The sequence below is a fragment of the Rhodococcoides fascians NBRC 12155 = LMG 3623 genome (assembly GCF_001894785.1).
Taxonomy (GTDB): domain Bacteria; phylum Actinomycetota; class Actinomycetes; order Mycobacteriales; family Mycobacteriaceae; genus Rhodococcoides; species Rhodococcoides fascians.
Window position 1 is genome coordinate 168,481 of record NZ_BCWW01000012.1, and the last position, 21,309, is coordinate 189,789.

At 65.7% G+C, this 21,309-nt stretch carries 13 protein-coding genes; 2 read left to right on the forward strand and 11 right to left on the reverse strand.

Annotated elements, in window-relative coordinates; translation table 11 throughout:
- Positions 1-93 precede the first annotated feature (93 nt).
- The 9 genes from RFA01S_RS23025 to RFA01S_RS23065 form a co-directional block, all read right to left on the reverse strand.
- Entirely contained in the window at positions 94-399 is a 306-nt protein-coding gene (locus RFA01S_RS23025) for a hypothetical protein (RefSeq protein WP_032407538.1), read from the reverse strand.
- Between the two features lie 9 nt (positions 400-408).
- On the reverse strand, positions 409-1,335 hold the full coding sequence (locus tag RFA01S_RS23030) for a hypothetical protein (RefSeq protein WP_032407539.1): 927 nt from the start codon (positions 1,333-1,335) through the stop codon (positions 409-411).
- A 118-nt stretch (positions 1,336-1,453) separates the two neighbouring features.
- Positions 1,454-1,891 carry a hypothetical protein gene (locus RFA01S_RS23035; protein ID WP_032407540.1) on the reverse strand — a complete coding sequence of 146 codons (438 nt, stop codon included), beginning with the start codon at positions 1,889-1,891 and terminating at the stop codon, positions 1,454-1,456.
- Between the two features lie 163 nt (positions 1,892-2,054).
- Positions 2,055-2,570 carry a hypothetical protein gene (locus tag RFA01S_RS23040; protein WP_032407541.1) on the reverse strand — a complete coding sequence of 172 codons (516 nt, stop codon included), beginning with the start codon at positions 2,568-2,570 and terminating at the stop codon, positions 2,055-2,057.
- 41 nt (positions 2,571-2,611) lie between these two features.
- The gene (locus tag RFA01S_RS23045) at positions 2,612-2,947 is read right to left on the reverse strand and encodes a hypothetical protein (protein ID WP_032407542.1); all 336 of its coding nucleotides are present in this window, start codon (positions 2,945-2,947) and stop codon (positions 2,612-2,614) included.
- 110 nt (positions 2,948-3,057) lie between these two features.
- Positions 3,058-3,462 (reverse strand): hypothetical protein, encoded by a 405-nt coding sequence (locus RFA01S_RS23050; RefSeq protein ID WP_052060753.1) that lies wholly within the window; start codon positions 3,460-3,462, stop codon positions 3,058-3,060.
- 27 nt (positions 3,463-3,489) lie between these two features.
- Entirely contained in the window at positions 3,490-4,044 is a 555-nt protein-coding gene (locus RFA01S_RS28015) for a hypothetical protein (protein WP_072692206.1), read from the reverse strand.
- Between the two features lie 2 nt (positions 4,045-4,046).
- Positions 4,047-4,865, reverse strand: coding sequence for a hypothetical protein (locus RFA01S_RS23060; protein ID WP_032407543.1), 819 nt, complete (start codon positions 4,863-4,865; stop codon positions 4,047-4,049).
- Positions 4,862-5,233, reverse strand: a complete 372-nt coding sequence (locus tag RFA01S_RS23065) for a hypothetical protein (RefSeq protein ID WP_139278509.1) — start codon at positions 5,231-5,233, stop codon at positions 4,862-4,864. Before RFA01S_RS23065 ends, RFA01S_RS23060 begins: the two co-directional genes overlap by 4 nt.
- A 205-nt stretch (positions 5,234-5,438) precedes the next feature.
- Between RFA01S_RS23065 and mobF the strand changes: the two genes are divergently transcribed.
- Positions 5,439-11,615 (forward strand): MobF family relaxase, encoded by a 6,177-nt coding sequence (mobF, locus tag RFA01S_RS23070; protein WP_052060754.1) that lies wholly within the window; start codon positions 5,439-5,441, stop codon positions 11,613-11,615.
- Positions 11,616-11,735: 120 nt separating this feature from the next.
- Positions 11,736-14,348 carry a DEAD/DEAH box helicase gene (locus RFA01S_RS23075; RefSeq protein ID WP_139278510.1) on the forward strand — a complete coding sequence of 871 codons (2,613 nt, stop codon included), beginning with the start codon at positions 11,736-11,738 and terminating at the stop codon, positions 14,346-14,348.
- Positions 14,349-14,452: 104 nt separating this feature from the next.
- Here RFA01S_RS23075 and RFA01S_RS23080 read toward each other — a convergent pair whose 3' ends face one another.
- Entirely contained in the window at positions 14,453-20,431 is a 5,979-nt protein-coding gene (locus RFA01S_RS23080; protein WP_442978219.1) for a helicase-like domain-containing protein, read from the reverse strand.
- A gap of 218 nt (positions 20,432-20,649) precedes the next feature.
- Positions 20,650-21,264: a hypothetical protein gene (locus RFA01S_RS28265; RefSeq protein ID WP_032407546.1), complete on the reverse strand. Its 615-nt coding sequence runs from the start codon at positions 21,262-21,264 to the stop codon at positions 20,650-20,652.
- Positions 21,265-21,309 lie beyond the last annotated feature (45 nt).

The following is a 21,309-nucleotide window of genomic DNA, read 5'->3' on the forward strand; positions in this document are numbered from 1 at the left end:
TCCGCTCAACGACAAGAAGGCACCCACACACGATCGTGCGGGTGCCTTCTTGTCGTTGTGATTCGCTGGATCTCCAGCCGTGCGGTGTGGTCGCTACCGATCACACACGTCGACGTCTCCGTCCCAGTCGATCTCGTAGTCCACGAAATACGGGGCGTCGTCCATGCCGCTGCTCTCGAACATCGGGTACGCCCCCTTCTGCTGATCGGTTTGCAGCACCGCGATGTGAATCTCGTCCGCCGACATCCGAATCTGCCGTAGCTCCCCGGTCATCGCAGTGTCGGTCCACCGCAGTGGCATGAACGTCACCTGGCAGCCGATGTCGCCGCCGTGCAGGCGATGTGCGGGCTTGGTCTCGCTCTGTGGTTCGGTCAGCAACCGGTGCCGCCCGTAGCCCATGTTCGGTGCTCACCCGAGTCCGTGATCGACCACGCGCGATGTCGCTGCGGTATGCGTCGCGGGCGGTGGTGTGCGCAGCACGGACGAGTCCACTCGCGCCGATCCCGTCGAGCGCGCAGGCGGGGGAGTGACCAACCCACGCGGCCGCGTCGACGCGGCGTCGACCATGTTCGACGCGCCTGCCGCTGGTACCGCCGCGGTGCTCTCGCGTGCGGCCGGCGTCGACCGCGCCCGCAGCTCGTCGAGGTCGGCGGCGAGTGCGGTGATGTGTTCGGCGTCGGCGACCGGGTCGAGGACGGAGATGTTCGCGCGCAGGTTCCGCACTTGTGTGAATCGCTCGACGGCGATGCGGTCGGTGTCGGAGACGTCCGCTTCGTGGGTCACGCGGAGCACTGTGTCGTTGCGCATCGGTTCGATGGTGCCGCCGAGATCGGCCGCGAGTTGCTCGGCGATCCGGTGCGCGTCATCTGGGGTGTACGCGCCGACCTCGGTGCGCGAGTTGGGGATCGGGCCGGGCCGGGTGGAGTACACCTGCACGTCGAGAACCGCGACAGCGTCCGGACCGTCGACCGCCGAATCGGGAAGCGGCGGTGATGCTTCGACGACAGCGGCAACGGCGGCGGTGACGTTGCGGGGTGCGGGGATGACGGTGCGCAGGACACCGTTCTTGTAGTCCGGGAGTGCGGTGAGGTCGGCGGCGAGCTCGCCGGGGCTGCCGATGAACTCGACATCACGGCGTGAGGTTCCCTCGGCGACTGCGTCGATGACGACGGAGACGGTGTCGAACTCGTAGGTGTCTGCCAGTGCGGCTGCCTGGGTGAGCGCGAACTGTCCTGCGGAGCGGGAGGTGTAGAACGAGCCGCGAGCGTGTACGAAACCGGGGTCGCCGTGCTGATCGATGGAGGCTACTTCGACGTTGAATCCGGGCTGTGTCATGGTCTGTGGTCCTTCTGATGATGTGGGTGCGCTGTACGCGAGACAAGGTGTCGAGGCGCGCACGTGGCAGGGGAGTTTGCGACGAGTACCGGTCGCAGGTGGCGCGAAAGCGGAAGTGTCAGTGCGTGTCTGCAGGCGAGGACTGCTGTTCGGACGGCGTACCGGGTGTCGTCGACGAGGCGTCGTCGGGTCGGCGATCGGGGCCGGTGGTGTTCTCGGCACCGACGCGGCGGCGCGGCGTACCGCGACCGGTCGTCCGCTTGGACGTCTTCGATGGCTTCTTGCTCACCGGTGCTGGTGCGGGCAGCGGCAGGGCGGTGAGTTCGGCGGCCGTCCATCCGGCCTCGATCGCTTCCTTGTAGGCGGCGGCGTGCTCAGTGTTCGCCCGCTCGGCCGCGCGGGTCGCTTCGGCGACTTTCTCGCGTGCATCGGCGGCGGCTTGGGCGGCGTCGAAGAGCGACTCGATGTATTTGGTGCGGTTCTCGATCGCGGCGCGGGCGTGGGCCAGTGCGGTGTCTTTGTCGACAGCAGGGGAGACAGAGGCAGAGATGGACATCGGAGTGAGGGCCTTTCGGATTCGGTGCGCGGATATCCCCACCGGACAGGCACCGATCGTTCACACAAACCTGCACAGCGGTGAACGCAGTGCAGGGGTGGATCGGTACGGGTGGGGCGCGCTCGAACGTGACCCTCATCGACGTTCGAACTTGCAGCCCAGTCTAAGGCATCGTCGGCGGCGGTGTATTCCGCAACAGGGCCTGATCCCGCTTGAAGCTCGCGTACGTCGCTCCAAGTACCAGCAGAGCTGCAACGGCCAGCCCTATGACCGCAAACACGATGTCAGTGTTGCTTTGCGGTGGCGGCGGGTTGGTTTGTCCGCCCATAGAGATCCCGTCTTTGTAGCGGTTCCACAGCACCAGCACCACGGTCGAAGCCACGACCGTGAAGCCACCCGCCAAGACAGCACTCCGGTTGTCGAGGAACTGCGACCATATGACTTCGCGCCACTTCTTGCCTGCGGCGACTGTGGACTTGTCGAGCCGCCTCAATTCCAGCTCAATCGCTCTTTTGATGGCCCCGGAGTTCTCGAGATTCTCGTCCAGCGCGGCCTCGATCTCGACAAGTGCTTTCAGGTTCTCGTGTGGTGTCTTGCGCGCGAGACGCCACGCGACCCAGCCGGAGAACAGCCCGAGGAACACGGGCGTCAACGTACTGAAGATCCCCAGCCACCCCATGACACAGATGATGCCACAAACAAAAGTCTGCGCGGTTGAAGTCAGTAGTAGTCGTTGCCGTATGGGTCGCGGTAGTACCCGCGTCGCGGCCGGCGGTCGGCGACTCCGCTGGCACCGCCGAGTGCGAACAACGGGACCATGAACAGCATGACTGCTGTCACCGCGAGGATCGCTGCGATGACGGTGGAGAACACGACAGCGATCACGACGAGGAACGCGACGCCGCCGACGATGCGCAGGATGTTCGCGATGAAGCCCTTCCATCCGGCGTCGGTCTCACCGAGGTACTGCACGTACCAGATCAAGAATCCGGCACCGGCAACAGCGAGCAAGGGGAAGAGTCCAACGTCGTCGGTGAAGAGCGAAGAGAGTGTCATCGGGGTCGGTCCTTTCGTGTGAGGACTGCGGCACCCGATCGGTGTGGCGGCCCTGGGGCTGATGGAGAGGTGTCTACTGCACAGCACCGACATGTTCGTCGGAGTGCGTTCTAGATGGTCGGTGGTTCCGGTGCGGTGAGCGCGGTGTCGATCAGGTCTGCGGCGTCGCGGAGTCCGAGTCCGGGGTTGCGTTGGCGCAGTGTCTTGATGGCGTCGATTCGGGTGGTCGTTGTCGCGACGGCGTGTGCGGCGTCGTCGGCGAACACGTCGAGTGGGCCGGTCCACTTTTCGTGGTCGGGTCGGTGGCGGGTTCGCCACTGATACACCGTCGTCGTCGCGTACACCACGACCGCGAAGATCCACACCGCTGCGATGCTGACGTTCCACGACGAGGGATCGTCGACTGCGTCGGTGACGGTGTCGCGCCCGAGAAATATCAGCAACACCATCATCAGCAGTTGCGCACCCCAAGGGCGGCGGGTGAGGACCCGTCGATACCAGCGGGGTTCGGGCATGGTGTCACCTGCTTTCGTTGCGGTGGTCTAGAACAGGGTCGGTGGTGCTTGCGCGTCGAAGCTGTATCCGGCGAGTGCGGCGCGCAGTCGGTCGGCGTCGTAGCCGTCGCGCAGTGCATCGCGGATCGCCACGGCTCGTCCGTATCGTCCGCGTGGATCGCCGCCTGCGGGCGTCGGTCCGATGTGGCGTCCGGTTGCAACGGCGTGTGCAAGGTTCGTCGATTGGGTGCCGCGCTTGAGGTGACCGTCATCGACTCGCACACACAAGGTTTCGTCGCAGTCGTGCTCGCCGACGATCCCGTCCCCGAGGTCGCCGTGCGCGAGCAACAGCGCGAACCGGTGCGCAGACAACGTTCGCGGTGTGTCGCCGTCGGTGAAGGTGAAGCGCCCGTACCCGTCTGGAAAGCTGACGGCCGATCGCCACAGCCAGCACGTCGGAGTGATGACCACTTTCGTCCAGAACCGTGCCACGGTCTTGGCGGTCAACGGTCCCTGCAACGGACGCCACGACCGACGAACCGACATCTCCGGTTCGACGACGGTGTCCCCGCCGAACAGTGCCAGTTGCGTCGTCGCGGTCACGGTCAGCGTCCCGATACGTGGTGACCGTCGGCGAGGTGTCGACGCCGCGCGTTCCGCAGCACAACGAACGCAACGGAGGACGCGTCGGCGAAGGTCGATGTCGTATTCGATCCTCCGGCCGCGAGTTGGATCGTCGGGGCGTGGAAGTCACGAAAACGCGCGTCGGGAACGGATGCTTGCGCGGGTTTCTCGTGTCCACCGAATCGGATGGCAGCTCGCTCCATGAACCCTCGGGTGTCGCGGAAGGAGATCGCGGGCAGCCACATTCTGGACCACTGGACCGCCGACGCGTAGGCGAGTTCGGCGTTGATCATCACCGTTCCCAGGTGTGCCGATTGCATCGGAGTGAGTGCGGACGGAGTGACGCCGAGTTGGTGTCCGAGAGCGGTGCCGAACAAGTCGGTTGCGGTCGCGATGCCGATCTTGTCCGACACGCGGATGCGTGCGTTGTCGGTGTAGACCGCGTACGTCCCGTGACTGTCGAAGTCAGGTTCGAGCCACACCAGCGCCGCGCTGCGTTGCACGACCGACGCGGGTTCGGCGATCGCAGTGCCCGTAGCGGCGGCGACAGGTGATGCGAGGTGCGGGTGCACCAGTGCAACCCAGTCGGCGGCGGACTGACGCTGCGGGCCGAGTGTGAACTCCGCGTCCAGGCGTGCCGCGGTGTGCACGCGCACCCGGCCGGTGTCGTCGACATGGATATGCGGAACGGTGCCGTCGCTGCTCCAGGCGAGCACGTTCGGATCCGTGTCCGGTGTGTGGGGAGCGGGGTAGCCCGCGTCGGTCAATGCCGCCACCAGTTCGCCGGTGTAGACGCTCATCTGTGTTCTCCGTTCGTGTCGTCGGCCGGTGCCGCGACGGTGTCCGGCGACGAGCCGGTGCCGGTGTCGGAGTCGTCCGAGGGATCGGTGTCGGCGGTGTCGCTGAGCAGGGCCAGAAGTTTGCGTGCTTCCCCGGTCGTGATCTGGGTCAGTGTCGCGGCGGCGGCGAGTGTTCCTTCGCGGGAACGGATGTCGTCGAGCGCCCGAGCCATCGCGAGTTTCGCGGCATCGATCTGCTCGGCGGCGGTGAAGAACGCCGTCAACGACGCCATGTTCGCCGCGTCCCGGCGCTGACGATCCGCGAGCACCTTCTGTTGCGCCGCACGCGCCCGAGCACGCGCAGTCATCCGAGCCTGTGTCGACGCCATGCGGCCAACCATAGCCCCAGACCCCGACAATCTCACAGATCCTGACACAACCTCCCGCCACATCACCGATCGACCACCACCGAAACCCCAGTTCATCGACCCAATCCCACCCGCCACGATTTACCGGTCCAAAGCCAAAGCCAACCCACACACCTCATGCACTATGGAGCTACTCGCGTTTTCGCTGGTACAGTCCGTGCTTGTGATGGGTCTGCACAAGCTGACCGCTGGGGACGGGTACGAGTACCTGACCCGGCAGGTTGCGGCTGCCGATTCCACCGAGCGTGGGGCCTCCTCGCTGGCCGATTATTACTCCGAAAAAGGCGAGTCACCGGGCCGTTGGGCCGGGGCCGGGCTGGCCGAATTAGGTTCGGTCGCAGCGGGCCAGCAGGTCTCCGAGGCGCAGATGAAGGCCCTGTTCGGTGAAGGACTGCACCCGAACGCGGACCTGATGTTCGAGCTGGCACTCGCCCAAGGGGCGTCTCAGGCCGACGCCGCCAGGTCGGCGAAACTGGGCCGGGCGTTCAAGATCGACTCCGGAGCGACCGCGTATCGGGTCGCGTGCGCGGAGGCGTTCGTGGCGCACAATCTCGCACGCGGGCAGAAGTGGAACGCGGCGATCGACGACGCCGACCGCGCGCGGATCCGCACCGATGTCGGATCGAGAATGTTCGCAAAGGAGTACGGACGCGCGCCGGCGGACGAACGGGAACTGTCCGGGTGGGTGGCCAAGGTCGGACGGCAGAAGACCACCGCTGTAGCCGGGTTCGACTTGACGTTCACACCGGTGAAATCGGTGTCGGCATTGTGGGCAGTCGCACCGCGTGAAGTCTCGGAACAGATCGAAGCCGCACACGAGTCCGCGATCGCCGCCGCGGTGACGTACCTCGAGAAGCACGCGTGCTTCACCCGCGTCGGTACCGGGGGAGTGGCGCAAGTCGACGGCAACGGTTTGATCGCCGCACAGTTCACCCACCGCGATTCACGCGCCGGGGATCCGAACCTGCACACCCACGTCGCGATCAGCAACAAGGTCGCCGCCACGATGCCCGACGGCACCACCAAGTGGCTCGCACTCGACGGGGCCGCGTTGTACCGCAACAACGTTCCCGCCTCCGAGGTCTACAACACCGTCCTCGAAGCGCAGTTGCGTGAACGCATCGGCGTCCGGTTCGCCGAGCGAGCGTCGACCGATCGCAGCAAACGTCCGGTCCGCGAAATCGACGGCATGGACGAACGTCTCGCCGAGCGGTGGTCCTCGCGCAGCGCCGCAATCAAACTCCGCACCGCCGAACTCGCACGCGCCTTCCAGGCCGATCACGGACGTGAACCGACCGCCATCGAAGCGATCTCCCTCGCCCAGCAAGCGACGTTGGAAACCCGTGCCGCCAAACACGAACCGGTCTCGCACGCCGACCAACGCAGCGGCTGGCGAGCCGAAGCGATCGAGATCCTCGGCTCACAGAAGGCGCTGTCGGAACTGGTCTCCTCGATCACCGCGCACACCGCCGCCGAAGCGACGACGGACTTCGATCACGCCTGGGTGCGCGAGACCGCCGAACGCTCACTCGACATCGTCTCGCGGAAACGATCACGGTTCCTGCGGCACAACATTCGCGCCGAAGTCGTGCGGCAAGTACGCACCTTCGACCCACCGGCCGAGCGCATCGACGCACTCGTCGAGAAGGTCACCGACCTCGCGTGCGGGGACGAGTTGTCGATCGACCTCTCCGGTGCCGCCGACACCGACCCGGCCGCCGATATCGCCCCGGATGTGATGCGCCGACGCGACGGTGCCGATGTGCACACCCGCCACGAATCGCAGTTGCTCACCACCGCAGCAGTACTCGACGCCGAAGCGCGCATCGTCGCCCTCGCCGGACGCACCGACGGAATTGCGATCGACGACAAGCACGTCGAGATTGCGTTGCTCGAATCAGCAGCGAACGGTCTCGACCTCAACGCCGGCCAGCGGTCGCTGGTGCGCGCCATGGCGACCTCGGGAGCGAAAGTGCAACTCGCACTCGCACCCGCAGGCACCGGCAAGACCGCGTCGATGAAAGCACTGACGACCGCGTGGCAGAACGCCGCCGGCCGCGTCGTCGGGTTCGCGCCGACCGCTGCCGCCGCCGCAGTCCTGCGTCAAGATATCTTGACGACTACCGATACGTTGGCGAAGTTCGTCGACATCACCCAACGCTTGCGCGAGGGCCGGTCGGTGAAAGTTCCGCAGTGGTACACCGACATCGGCGAGGACACTCTCGTCATCGTCGACGAAGCGGGCATGACCGGCACCCTCGATCTCGACGAAGCAATCACTGCACTCGTCGAGCGCGGTGCAACCGTGCGGTTGATCGGTGACGATCAACAGCTCGCCTCCGTCGCCTCCGGCGGTGTGCTGCGCGATATCCACGACCGCATCGGTGCGTTGTCGCTCTCGCAGGTCGTCCGGTTCCGCGACCCGGCCGAAGGTGCCGCCTCGCTGGCGTTGCGTGATGGCGACGAAGCCGCGATCGGGTTCTACATCGACCACGGACGGGTCCATGTCGGGTCGATCGCGACGGTGACCGACGACGCCTACACCGCGTGGGCGGCCGATCATGCGGCCGGCAAGGACGCGCTCATGCTCGCCCCGACCCGCGAGCTCGTCGCCGAACTCAACACCCGCGCACGCACCGACCGCCTCGCCGCCACCGACAAGCGTGTCGGCCGGGAAGCTGTCCTCGCCGACGGGCTCATGGCCAGCGCCGGGGACACCGTCCGCACCCGCTCGAACGACCGTCGCAACCCGCTCTCGCAGACCGACTGGGTCCGCAACGGTGACCGCTGGATCGTCGAGAAAGTCGGCCGGGACGGCTCGCTGCGGGTCCGGCATATCGAACTCGGGCGCACCGTCACCCTCGACGTCGACTACGTCCAGTCCGCCACCGAACTCGGCTACGCCGGAACCGTGCACTCCGCGCAGGGCTCGACCGCCGACACCTGCCACGTCGTGGCCACCGGCGACGAAACCCGACAGCTCGCCTACGTCGGACTCACCCGCGGCAAGCAAGCCAACCACCTGTACTTGGCGACCGCGTCGGACGGCGACCTGCACACCGCGATGACCGAACGCGGAATGCTCCCCCCGACCGCGGTCGACGACCTCCGCGAGATTCTGCGGCGCGACGGCGCACAGGTCTCGGCGCACTCGACTCTCGCCGAAGCCGACGATCCGCACCTCAATCTCTCGCCGGCGGCGCGGGCCTACGACTACTCGGTGGCCACCGGCTCCGAAGTGCACCTCGGCCCGGAGGTGATGGCCGCGATCGACGTCGCCGCTGAACAAGAAGCACCGGGTCTGACCGACGAGCCCGCGTGGCCGACCCTGCGCGGACACTTGGCGATCCTCGGTGCACACGGACGCGATCCCGTCGAGGCGTTACGCAGTGCTGTCCGTTCGCGCGAACTCGATACCGCCCTCGACAGGGCCGCGGTTCTCGACTGGCGTCTGGACCCCAGCGGCAAGCATTCCTCCGCCCCCGGGCCGCTGCCATGGCTACCCGCCATCCCGACAGCAGTACACGATCTGCCCGAGTGGGGTGCCTACCTCGACGCCCGCCAGGAACTGGTGACGGCGCACTGCGCTCGCATCGCCGCCGACGTCGCCACGTGGACACCGACCACTGCACCGGTGTGGGCGCGCCCGCTGCTCACCGACGAACCCGACCTCGAACTGCTCACCGATCTCGCGGTGTTCCGCGCCGCACACGACGTCGACCCGGCCGATCGGCGTCCGACCGGACCCGAGCAGCTCGCCGCCGCATCGGTGAAAGCGCAACGCAGCCTCGACCGCCGCGCCGCCGAAATGATCGACACCGGAAACGATGCCGTCGCCCGATGGCGTCCGTTCGTCGACGAACTCGACCCCCACATCGCCCGCGACCCGTACTTCCCGATCCTCGCCGACCGACTCTCCGCCGCCGCACGCGCCGGAATCGAAGTCCACACCCTCGTCCGCGACTCCCTCGCCACGTCGCCGCTGCCCGACGAGCTGCCCGCTGCCGCACTGTGGTGGCGACTGTCCGGTGAACTCTCCGTCGCCGCGCTCGACGCCGACACCGACGGCACGGTCCTCGAACCATCGTGGGCACCGGTACTGACCGAACTGCTCGGCTACACCGCCGCCGTCCGCGTCATGTCCGATGCAGCGTGGCCCTCGCTCGTCGCGACCGTCGACGACGCCGACCCGACCCTGTGGACCCCGGGACAGTTGCTCGGGACCGCGTACGAGTTCCTGCACGGCGGCATCGACCCGGTCGATCACGGTGTCACCCTGCCCGCCCACGAACTCGCCACCGCCCTGACGTGGCGGGCCGAGATGCTGGTCCGTGAGAACCACCTCGCCCGCACCTACACCCCACCCACCGCCGAACCACTGTCGGTCGAGGACGAGGAAGCTGCCCCTGTCGTCGACGAGGCGGTCTCCGACACCGTCGGCGGTGAGCTGCCCGACGAGTTCGTCATCCCGGCACCACTACCCACCCAGGCTGCTGCGACCGACACCGTCGTCGACGGCTCGACCCCCGCGATCCCGGTCGACGCCGACGCGGACTACCTCGCCTCCCTCGACGCACTCGATGCCCCTGTCGACTACGACCAAGCGCCTCCACCGGAGTACGACAGCGGCTACGACGACGAGTACACCGGGGTCGACCACGAGGCCGGCGCACCATTCGACATCGACACCGCCGACACGATCGACACCGCCGACACGATCGGCACCGCCGACGCCGAGGCCGATGTGTGGGATGCGTTGCGCTCGCAGATCGAGACGATCGAGCTGCCGTACCCGACGGTCACCACCGACGAACGAGTACGACTGCTCACTGCAGATCTCGACGACGCGAAAACCAGGTACCGGGAGCTGCGTAGTCGGATTTCCGACGGCACCAGCCCCGCACAGTTCCATGCCCGCACGATGCTCGCCGAGCTGCAGGAGCGAGCCGACCGGCAACGCCCCGCCCGCATTGCCATGCTCGACACCCGTCAGGAGTGGACCGACCGCGAGTTCGAGGCCGAAGCGCTCTGGCATCACATCGACACCGTCATTCGGCCCGCAGTCGCCGCCGACGTCGCGGCCGCCGGGGACGACGACGATGCCCGCGCCCTCGCGCAGCGCGGCCTCGACTGGGAGATCTGGCGCGCCGGATTCGTCGACGACACCGCCACCGTCGCCCGCACCCGCGCACACGACGCCGCCGCCGAATACGAGCGCGTCACCGCCGCCGACGGGGGAGAAGTCACCGCCGTCGACGTCACCACCGCACGCCTGGCAGCCGAGAGCATCGACCTCGCCGCGCTCGCCGAGCTCAAGGCCGACGTCGACCGCACCGAAGCGATGCTGTGGCGGGCCGAACAAGCAGCGAAGCGTGCCGCGATGACCGACGCCCCGACCCCAACGCGGGTTTCGTTGGAGTCGATCGTCGAGGTCCTCGACGCACCAGCAGCCGACACAGTCGAACAGCTCGTACAGGAAACGACGGCACCGACCGAGCTGTCAGTGGAGGACGCCACCGAGCCCGTACCCGAGCCGCAACTGGTGCTCTCGCTGGCCGACGCCGCTCTGCTGGCCAAGATGCAGCAGGACCCGATCCGGCTCGTTCCGGACGCGGAACTGACAGCGTTCGTCGACCGCGCCGGACGAGGCCGCACCGAACCCACCGTCGTCGCCGACACCGAGAAGCTGTACGCCCGACTCGACGAACAAGCCGCAGCGATCGCCGCTGCGCGCGAACTCGCCACCGAACTACGCCGCGTTACCGCACAGTACGAGGCCGCACGCACCGAACACACGACACTCACCGAGCAACTGTCGACCGCGAAGCGGCGCGAGCGTAAGACCCTCGAACCCGCCGTCGACGACGCACGCCTACGGGAAGAACGCCTCGCCCGCCAGGTCCAAGACACTCAACGCGCCACCCGCGATGCCGCCGGACGTGTCCAGGCCCAGCGCACCGACTGGCCCGAGATCTCGACGAGAGCAGCTGATCCGAACCGCCGCGCTGCCGACCTTGCCGCCGCCGCAGTCTTCGACACCGCCATCACCGAAGCCGCACGCAGGCGGCGACTCATGTTGACCGCCGACCAACGCACTACCACTGAACGGCGTATGCGTGACCTGGAACAACGAGCAGTGTCGGCACTAGCGGTGGACGGTCTTACGGATCTGCAAACGGCTCCTGTGCAGGACCACGCAATACCAAACGAGCGGCCCCGTGGGCTCGTCGCTGCACCGACACGCGCACCACGTAGTCGACACCCACTTTCAGATCGTGATCGTCCTATGCCGTCCAACAACCCTGAACGTGAACGAGACAGAGATCTGGACGCTGGTCTGTAGCCCGTAGAAGCCCTGAAGCCCTGGGACCTCGGCCCGCGCTTGTCCAGACCGTTTAGCCTGTAGTTGACCGAGTCGTCGGCCTTCCGGCTGCGGATCCTTGAATGAAAGTGTGTGCTGGGCATGGTGTTCAAGAGCAGACCTCAAGCTGAAGAGATCTTCGATGATCCTGAGGCTCTCTATCTCGACCTTGCTTTGGTCAACGATGGGCCCGCGAACCTATGGGCTCATCAAGCTGACGTCGTTCGAGAATGGCACCGCGCACATTTGGACAGTCCCGATGTGGCGTTGGAGCTACCCACTGGCGCTGGAAAGACTTTGGTCGGAGGGCTGATCGGTGACTATCGCCGCCGCAAGTATGGGGAGCGAGTCGCCTATCTGTGCCCGACGCGGCTACTCGCGCGCCAGACGGCGGAAAAGCTGACGGAGTACGGCTTTCCGAACGTGCTGCTGATCGGCGAAGTAGTCGGGTGGAATAGAGCGGACCGTGCCCGGTACGAGGCTGGGCAGGCTATGGCGGTGAGCGTCTATAGCCATGTCTTCAACTCGAACCCCGCCATCGACTCGGCGCAGGTACTACTTCTCGATGACGCTCACGCCGCCGAGGGATACGTTGCGTCACCATGGAAACTCGAAATCTCACGAGATGACGGTGCCTACCTCGATGTGCTGTCCTCCATCGAAGAAGGGCTTGACCCGGTAGTCGTTGACCGGCTTCGAACGAATCTGCCGGATAGCGAGTACTACAGCACGGTCTACCTGGCGTCACCATTGGCGGTAGAGAGCAATATTCGCCAATTCGAGGCCACTCTGTCGGCTGCCGCAGCGTCGAAAAAACTAAGCAATTCAGCCAGGCACGCGTGGAAGTCCATGCAGTCCCACAGCGACGGATGCCTGGTGTACGTCTCGTACAGCAAGATTCTTATTCGACCGCTCGTAGCGCCGACGTACCATCACCCGGCCTACGAAGACGTTGGACGGCGAATCTATATGAGTGCGACCCTGGGTTCGGGCGGTGAACTGGAGAGGACATTTGGTCGGCGGAAGATCAAACGCATTCCGGTACCCAAAGGGTGGGAGAAAAAGGGGACCGGTCGTCGTTTCTTCGCTTTCCCGAGCCTGACAAGTGATCTATCCGTCGACGACGAGAAGCTCACCAGTTATGTCACAGACGCAATAGAAGAAGCAGGCCGCGCCATCATACTGACGCCCGACAAGAGGACGGCTGATTTCGTCGCTGGTGCGCTTGTACCGGCCGGAACATCGGTCCTGCGAGCTGCCGACGTCGAGGATGACATGGGGGTGTTCGTCAATAAAACTGATGCCGTTCTCATTCTCAACAATCGGTACGACGGAATCGACTTGCCGGACGACGACTGCCGCCTCGTGATCCTCGTCGGACTCCCGGCTAACGGCGACCTCCAGGAACGATTTCTGCACAAGTCGCTCGGGGCGGTCGAGGTGCTCCAAGAACGGATCCGGGCACGGATTGCCCAAGGTTCGGGCAGAGCGACCCGAAGCACCCGCGACTACGCGGCGGTACTGGTTCTCGGCGATGACCTTGTGTCCTACCTGACGAATCGTGAGAGTCTGCAATCGTTCCACCCGGAAATTCAGGCCGAGCTGTCATTCGGTTACAAGAACAGCATCGACACCACCTCTGCCGAGCTCAGCGAACGTCTGCAGGCGTTCTACGACCATGGGTCGATCTGGGCAGCAGAAGATGCAAGCATCGTCGCCGACCGCGGAAAAGCGGTAAAAGTCGAGGCTCTCGGAACGAAAGAGATGCAGAAGGCAGCTCGCCACGAGATCGTCGCGTGCGAGGCCCTGTGGGATGGAAATTGGCGGCAGGCCCTTACTTCGATCGACACGGTCGTGGGCAACCTGAGTGACGCGCGGGGACCAAAGAGATACGCCGCTCTGTGGAACTACCTCGGCTTCTACACTGCCCGCCTGTTGTCGGAGCAGACAGGAGACACCTCGTTGCGAACCGCCGAACAGAAGTATTACCGCGATGCGCGGACCGCCAGTCGGGCGACCTCCTGGTTCTCCCACCTTCACTCTCCAGCCGAAGCTGGGGTGACAGCGCCGCTCACTCTGGACCCGGTCGACGAGGTGGCCATCGAGGGTATGCGCGACTGGGTCGAACTGACAGGACCGGACTTCGAGGACATCGTCGCGACTGTGAGGACGGATCTGCTCGGGGACAAGAGCGAGCCCTACGAAGATGCGCTCGTGGTGATGGGCGAGCTGGCAGGCGCAACCGAGAGCTACACCTACGACGACGACGAAGCCGACAATCAAGCCGCGCCCGACGCAGTGTGGATCTTCTCTGATCGGCAGTGGGTGGTGTGGGAAGCAAAGAACATGGCGGCGTCCACTGGATCTGTCGGCGCGAACAACGTTCGACAAGCATGTTCACATTTAAACTACGTTGAGTCAGAGCGTAATTCGGCGGTACCACCGGACTCGATCTGCCTGTTGGATACCCCGAAACCCAGAATCGAGCCGAGCGCTCGAAAAGTGGCGACATCAAACGTGTATTTGGTGCGACCACCCGCCGTCGTGCCCATTTTCGACCGCCTAGTAAGAGCGTGGCGAACGGCGCGAGCAGTCGGTGTGGAAGACGCTGACGAGGCAACCCTCGCAGGCATCTTTCGGGATCAGAATGCGCTCCCTTCGCAATGGATACCCGAGCTACGTGCCGACCCGATCGCGAGTTCGACGCCCGACTAGCGCAATTGCGGTGATCCGATCGTTGGCCCCTATGGTGAGGCCAACGATCGGATTACCGGTTCGGATAGCAAGTACGCCAACCGAACACAGGCACATGCCCTTTACTACAGCTCTGGCCCGGTGTCACGAGTCGGTTCTGTCGGATCCGGTGGCGGGAGTTTCCGATCTCGGTCGGGGCGGCCGGTGCCGGGTTCGCGGTGTTCGGGTGGGGCGGACAGTCCGCGACGGGGCCGATCCGGGTCGATCGCATCGATGCTGGACGATGAAGTGCGCTGCAACGCTTCGACTTCGGCCTGGCGCATCATCGCGCGGACGTTGTCGGCGCTCCCCATCCCGAGTTCTTCGACGTACGCCGGGGTGGGGTTGAGCATCAGCGACCACCCCGGCTGCCGTCCCTTCGCTGCCGCACGTTCAGCACGGGCCGCGTCCCGGGCGACGGCTTCGGGACTCGTTTCTGCCTCCTTGATCTCGCGCCGTAGCCGGGCGACTTCGTTCGAGAGATCCTTCAGCTGTACCGCTTTCGGGAAGTCGGACAGCTCGACCAGTTCGAGGTCTTCGAGGCGCTGCTCGTCTCGATCAAGTGAGCGTTCGGCCTTCGCCAGGTCCGTGTCGACGGTGTACGCCATGTTCTCCACCCGAGTGAGCAGACCGAAGGCATGTTGGCTGCGATCACCGTCTCCGATCCTCGGATACAGGTCATGCGCTTCGATTGTTTTGGTGGACGACCCGAGCCCGGAGAACGACAGATACAGCGCACTTGCCTGGGCGGGGCGAGAGGCCTCGATCGGAAATCCGCTCATCTCCGCGATCACCATCGACTTGGTGAGCCCTTCGCCCTTGAGGGCCTGGTAGGTGCCCTGCAACGCTATGGCCATCGCATTCGCGGCATCGCTGCGTTTGTCGTAGAACACCCCACGAATGGTCATACCGGGCCACTGCTCGACCTCGCGCCGGCCTTTGAGGATCGGTGCTGCTTCGGTCAATTGGGCGACCCGCTGGCGTCCCCGCGGTACTTCACGGCGCAACCTGTCGCGGTCACGTTCGATGGAGCGTTGCTCGGCGAAATGCGAATCCGCTTCGGACTGGAGCTCCTGGAGCTGGGAGTCCAGCTCGATCTGCTGGATGTACCGATCGTCACCGGTGGCAAGGGCTTTGGTCATGGCCGAGTTCTCGGCGAGCGAGTCGCTCTCGAGGTCGACCACGCGCCGCATCGACCGGTCCGCTTTCTTGAGCTGTTCGATGAAGTGCGCCTTGCGGTGCACGGTCTGCCACATCACGGTGTCGAAGGTCTTCTCGGCGACGTAATTGAACACCCTCACGCGGGCGTTCTGGTTGCCCTGCCGGATGATTCGGCCCTCGCGCTGTTCGAGGTCTGCCGGTCGCCACGGCACATCGACGTGGTGCAGCGCGATTGCCCGGTCCTGAATGTTGGTGCCGGTGCCCATCTTCTCGGTGGACCCGAACACCACCGATACCCGTCCTGTGCGGCACATCTCGAACAAGCGCGCCTTCTCCGACGGCTTCGGGTAGTCGTGGACGTAGGCGATCTGCGTGGGCTCCATTCCGCCGGCGAGCAACTCCTCGCGGATCCCGTCGTAGATCGACCACGACCCGTCGGCTTTCGGGGTGGATCGGTCGCAGAACACGATCTGCAACGCACCCGGTGCCGGGTGCGGTTCGCCGGAGGCATCGAGGTAGGTGTTCTCGATCGATTCGTTGTGCACCTGCAGGATTCGTTGCGCGACGATGTGCGCGCGCGAATGCTCCGGCGGTGCCGGGTCCATGTGCGCGACCCTCGGGTCGAGGGTGGCGTTGCGACCGTCGTTGGCGACCTTGAGGGCGTTGTCGAGATCAGGACGTTTGACGTCGGCGTGATCGGCCCGGTAGCCCAGATCGGCGATGAAGTCCTGCACCTCGAGGGCTGGAGTGAAGGTGACGTCGGTGTTGCGGCCACCGTCCTTGACCGGCAGGTTCGCCGGCACCTGATCCCGGGTGACGGCGTCGGTGTAGACGCTGGTCATACCGATCAGGTCGCCGACGTTGGTGAATTCACCGACTCGGGTGATGGCCCGCAGTCTCGATCCGGACGAGTTCAGCTCGACCCGTTCGACGGTGTCGGTGAACGTCGCTCCCCAGTCGTTGATCGAGGCGACCCCGGCGTCCTCGAGGAGATCCGGACGCAGGTAGTGCTGCATCACCCACAGCTCGGCGAGAGAGTTCGCGACCGGGGTGCCGGTGGCGAACGTGGCGACACGTTCGACGTACTCCTCCGGCGGGATGCCTTTGGTGATCGCTTCCTCGCGGCGCATCGACCGCAGATAGTTCAGCTTGAGGTCCATGTCGGTGGCCCGGTGCGAGCCTTCGTTGGCGAGCTCGGTGACCCCGGACGCGCGGGCGAGGTTCTTGAACTCGTGGGCTTCGTCGACGAACAGGTAGTCGCAACCCGACGCCTCGAACGTCAGACCGCGATCCTTCCCGGCCTGTTCGAGAGCGGTCTCGAGTTTTTCCTCGAGCTTGGCCTTCATCGCTTCGAGCCGTTTCTTGGTCTGGCGGCCTTCGACATCGCCCAGATCCGCGTCGATGGCCTGGACCTGGCCGCGGATGTACTCGGCTTTCGTGCCGGGATCGACCCCGATCGAGGAGAACGCCGACCGCGGCACGATGACCATGTCCCAGTCCTGCGAGGCGGACTGGGCGACGAGCAATCGGCGCCCTTCGGCGTCGGTGGCCGCCGATCCGGAGAGGATCCGCGCGCCGGGATACCACTGGCCCGCTTCGCGGACGACCTGGTCGATGATGTGGTTGGGCACCACCACCCACGGCTTGTCCGCCAACCCGAGGCGCTTGAGCTCCATCGCGCCCATCAAGATGGTGCCGGTCTTGCCGGCCCCGACGACGTGATCGAGCAGCACCGTCGGCTCGGAGACGATCCGGGCCGCGGCGTCGCGTTGATACGGGTACGGCGAGTACTTCTCACCCAGGCCGGGGAAGGCCATGTGCGCACCCGAATGCACGGGTGCGACAAGGGAGTTGAACTTGTCGTTGTAGATGTCGAGGAGCTGTTCGCGGCGCACCTCGTCGGAGTGCAACGCCCACTGCCCGAACTCTTGCGAGAGCCGCCGCGCCTTCGACTGCGCCGCGCGGGTCGCGGCATCGTGAATGCCCGGTGCCCCGGCGTTCTCCCGGAACTCCTTGGAGGTGGCGATCTCGCTCGGGTCGCTGTTGAGCAGGTCGGTGAGCAGTTCCTGCCACTCGTAGTCACCGGAGCGCATTCCGGCGTTGCCGATCCCGCGGTCCTCGGCGGGCCGGTGCTCGAAGTTGTACTTCGTCGACCACGATCCACGTTTGGGCACCAGGCCCCACTTGAGGTGCTGCTCGCCGACACCGGGGTAGGCCTCCACCGACACCGACCAGCGCCCCGATGCCCGCTCGATGGTGACCGGAACATCGGCCGGCACCTCGAAGGTCTCGCGGACGAACTGGGTGTAGGTCTCGATCGGCACCCACGGCGCACCGAGAGCGACATCGACATCGGTCTTGCGCGGCGGGATGACCGCGGTCAGTGCGTCGACGTTGGCTTGGTAGCGGGGATCGAGGGCGGCGACTTCTTCGGCGTCGGCGAGTTTGGTGCGGACATTGCCCGACAGATAAGTCGACGACGACACCCACCGGGTGGGGTCGGTCAACGTGCGGAAAGCGCGTCCTTCCATCTGGGTCTCGGCCTGCTCGACGGTGGTCCCGAGTAGTTCGGCGATCCGCCCGACGTCGAGGCGGGCTTGCTCGTCGAGGCTGATGGCCATCGCCTCGTCGACCGTCTCGGCGTGGCTGCGCAGCTCACGCGAATGCAGGACGTCGGTGTGGAAGATCGCCGCCTTGCGGGCGGTCATGGTCTCCTCGTCGAAGTGCTCGAGGGAAAGCACCGCAGCGAACGTCGGATCGGTGCGCAGGGTCTTGCCGAGATGGCTCTGCAGCTTGGTGGGCTGGCGGGGGTTGATCCACGCATCGTCGGAGAGGCGGTCGTAGACGTCTTCGGGAACCTCTCCGGCATACGGATCGCCGGCAACCCCTTCGTCCTTGCGCCAGGTGTCGATCAGCTTCGCCAGAGCGGCGTCGTGCTGCGATTCGGTGAGGTCCTTGGGTATCGACATCTTGAACCGGTTGATCGGGCCGTAGCGGGCAACGTAGGCGTCGTACTGCTCACCGAGGATCTCCCGCAAGGCTTGCCGCTGACTGGGGTCGGTAGGGCCACGCTGCGCGTCGATCAGGGCATGAGTGGTGTCGCGGAGCGCGAGCAGCTCGCCCCATTCGGCGACCTGCTTGGCTCCGCGAGTGTTCACCGGCTCCCAGTCGCGGGAGTTCCAGCGTTCGATGGTCTCCATCTGCGCGTCGTGCCGCAGCGTTCCCACCGCGAGCTCGTCCTGCGCCGGGCCGTTCCCGATCGCCAGCAGTCCGCGCTCGAAGTCCTCCCGGGTCGGGCCGAGGGTGTCGCGCCACGATGCGGTGAGCCCGAGACCGTCGGTCTTGGCGACATCGACGATCGCGGTGAGTCGATCCTCGACCAGGGCCGCAAGGTCGTCGCCGCTGGCGTGGGCGTCGACGGACAGCGTCTCGTTGCCGTACATCCCGTGCCCGACCCGCAGCTCACCGAGCACCCACTCGGGGTGATCGGTGTAGACGGCATTGATCGGCACGCCCTTGTCCTCGCCGGCATCGCCCCGGGCGGTGGCGTTCTCGAGCTGCAAGAACCGCTCGGTCAACGGTGCAGGCTTGGCCCCGTCGGCGCGGCGACGCAACACGAGAATGTCGGTGACGACCTCCGTCCCGGCGACGCGCCGGAATGCGTTGGACGGCAACCTCACTGCGCCGACGAGGTCGCCGAGGGCGGCGATGTCGCGGCGGGCTCGCTGGTTCTGGGCGTCGAGGGTGTAGCGGGAGGTCAGGACGGTGACGTACCCGCCGGGTGCGGTCATCGCCAACGATTTGACGATGAAGTGGTTGTGGATCGAGTGCTTGGCCTGGTTGTGGACCGGGTCGTAGAGCCGGTAGTCACCGAACGGGACGTTGCCGATCGCAGCGGTGAACGACGATGCCGGTGCGGTGGTCTTCTCGAATCCTTCCGCGCGGATCTGCGCCGACGGATTCAACGCGGCGGCGATCGCGGCCGTGGTGGCGTCGAGCTCCACCCCGACCATCTGCGCCGAGCTGGGGGCATGAGCGATGAATGTTCCCGACCCGCAACCTGGTTCGAGTACCCGGCCACCGGTGAACCCGGCCCGCATCGTTGCCTTCCACATCGCCGCGGCGATCGCCGGGTCGGTGTAGTGAGCGTTGAGGATGGTCCGCTGCGCCTGCGCCCAGGCGGTGTCGTCCAGCAACGACCGGATCTGCTCGCGCTCGCCCGCCCAATCGTCGCGGCGCGGGTCGAACACCTGCGGAGTCGCACCCCAACTCGACCACCGGGCCAACACTGCCTGCTCGTCGGCGGTGGCGTAGCGATCCTGCGCGGTCACCGCCGCCAGCACCCGCAGGGCCTCGATGTTCGCTGCCACACGGGCTTTCGCTCCGGACGGAACCAGTATCTCGGTGCCGGGCCGGAAGTCCACGGGCTCGACATTCCACAGACGTTCGGCGACCGTCTGTGTGTCGACCACCATCCCTTCGGTGGTGTCCGGGACTGCGATCTCCGGGGATGCGGGGACAGTCTCGGATACCGGCGCAGTCGTCTCCGGCACTGGTTGGGCTGTGGGGGAGTCGGTCTCGACGCTGGGCGGGGGAGTGCTCTGCGTGGGGAGGAGTTGGTCGACGCGGCGGCCGTCGACGGCGAACAGGTGCCGACTCTGGTTGCCGTAGCTCACCGCTGCGGCGTGATCGTCGGGCCCGAGGGTCTTCTGATTCTCTTCCGGAATCAGCGACACATCGCCCGCGCGCCGCAGCTCCATCAGCGCGTCGGTGACCTGGTCGGCGGTCAGCGTCCCGTCGAGGTCGGCGCGGATCCGCGCCAGCCGCACATACGCTTCGTCTTCACGCGCGAGCCGGCCGTAGGCATCACGCACCAGCTCCGTCGGCGACGGAGCTGGTGACATCGGTGCCGAAACGTCGACGGCGACGTCCGGGGCGACCTCCGGTGTGGGCTGGAGCTCGCGCGCCTGCCGGGATGCGGCGTCGGCGGCGAGGATCTCCGGATCGACCGGTGCCGGTAGCGGTGTGCCGCCGATCTCGGTGGCGGCCGGGTCGATCGGTGCGGCACCGTCGGCGTCGAACGAGAACAGATCCAGTTGGGCGTCGGATTCGCTGCGGCGGGTTACTTTCCGCTTGCCGCGTGCTCGGCCACTCTCTCGTCGAGCTGGTTGGTGAACGATGGATACAGCGGGTGGCTCTGCGATGTCGGGTAGGGCTCGTTGTCCTCGATCCTCGCCGCTATCAGATGCGCTGCGTAGTAGAGGAACTGCACCGGTCGGCCCTTCCACAGTTGGTCCGTCAGCCGGTCCGCTTCCTTGTCCGGGTCCGCGCAGTTGAGCGGGTTGCGCCACCGCTCCGGATCGCTCTTGTGGACCTGAATCCGCGCCTGGTCCCGTTCCGCTTCCGCTTCCGGGCTCTCCTGGTCCGGCGGGTATGCCTCCATCTCCGGCGGGAGCTGGCCGTAGATCTCCTCGTTGATCACGAAGTCCGTCGCCTGCGCCCACGCCTGGTTGATCATCCCGACCTTCTCCATGTACGGGGGCGGCTGGCCGTTGTCTCGCATGTAGCGTTGCAGCACTTGCTGTTCCATGACGATCTTCATGTTGTCGATCCGCTCCGCGATCCGCTCGCTCTCGGTCTCGAGGAACGCCTGCTGATCGGTCGGGCTCAGCTCCTGCGGCAGTCCCTGGTGCTCCAAGTAGAGCTTCATTATCTCCTGCGTTATCGGGTCGATCATGGGTGTCACTGTCCTCTGTCTCGGCGAACAAATCGAGTTGGAAAT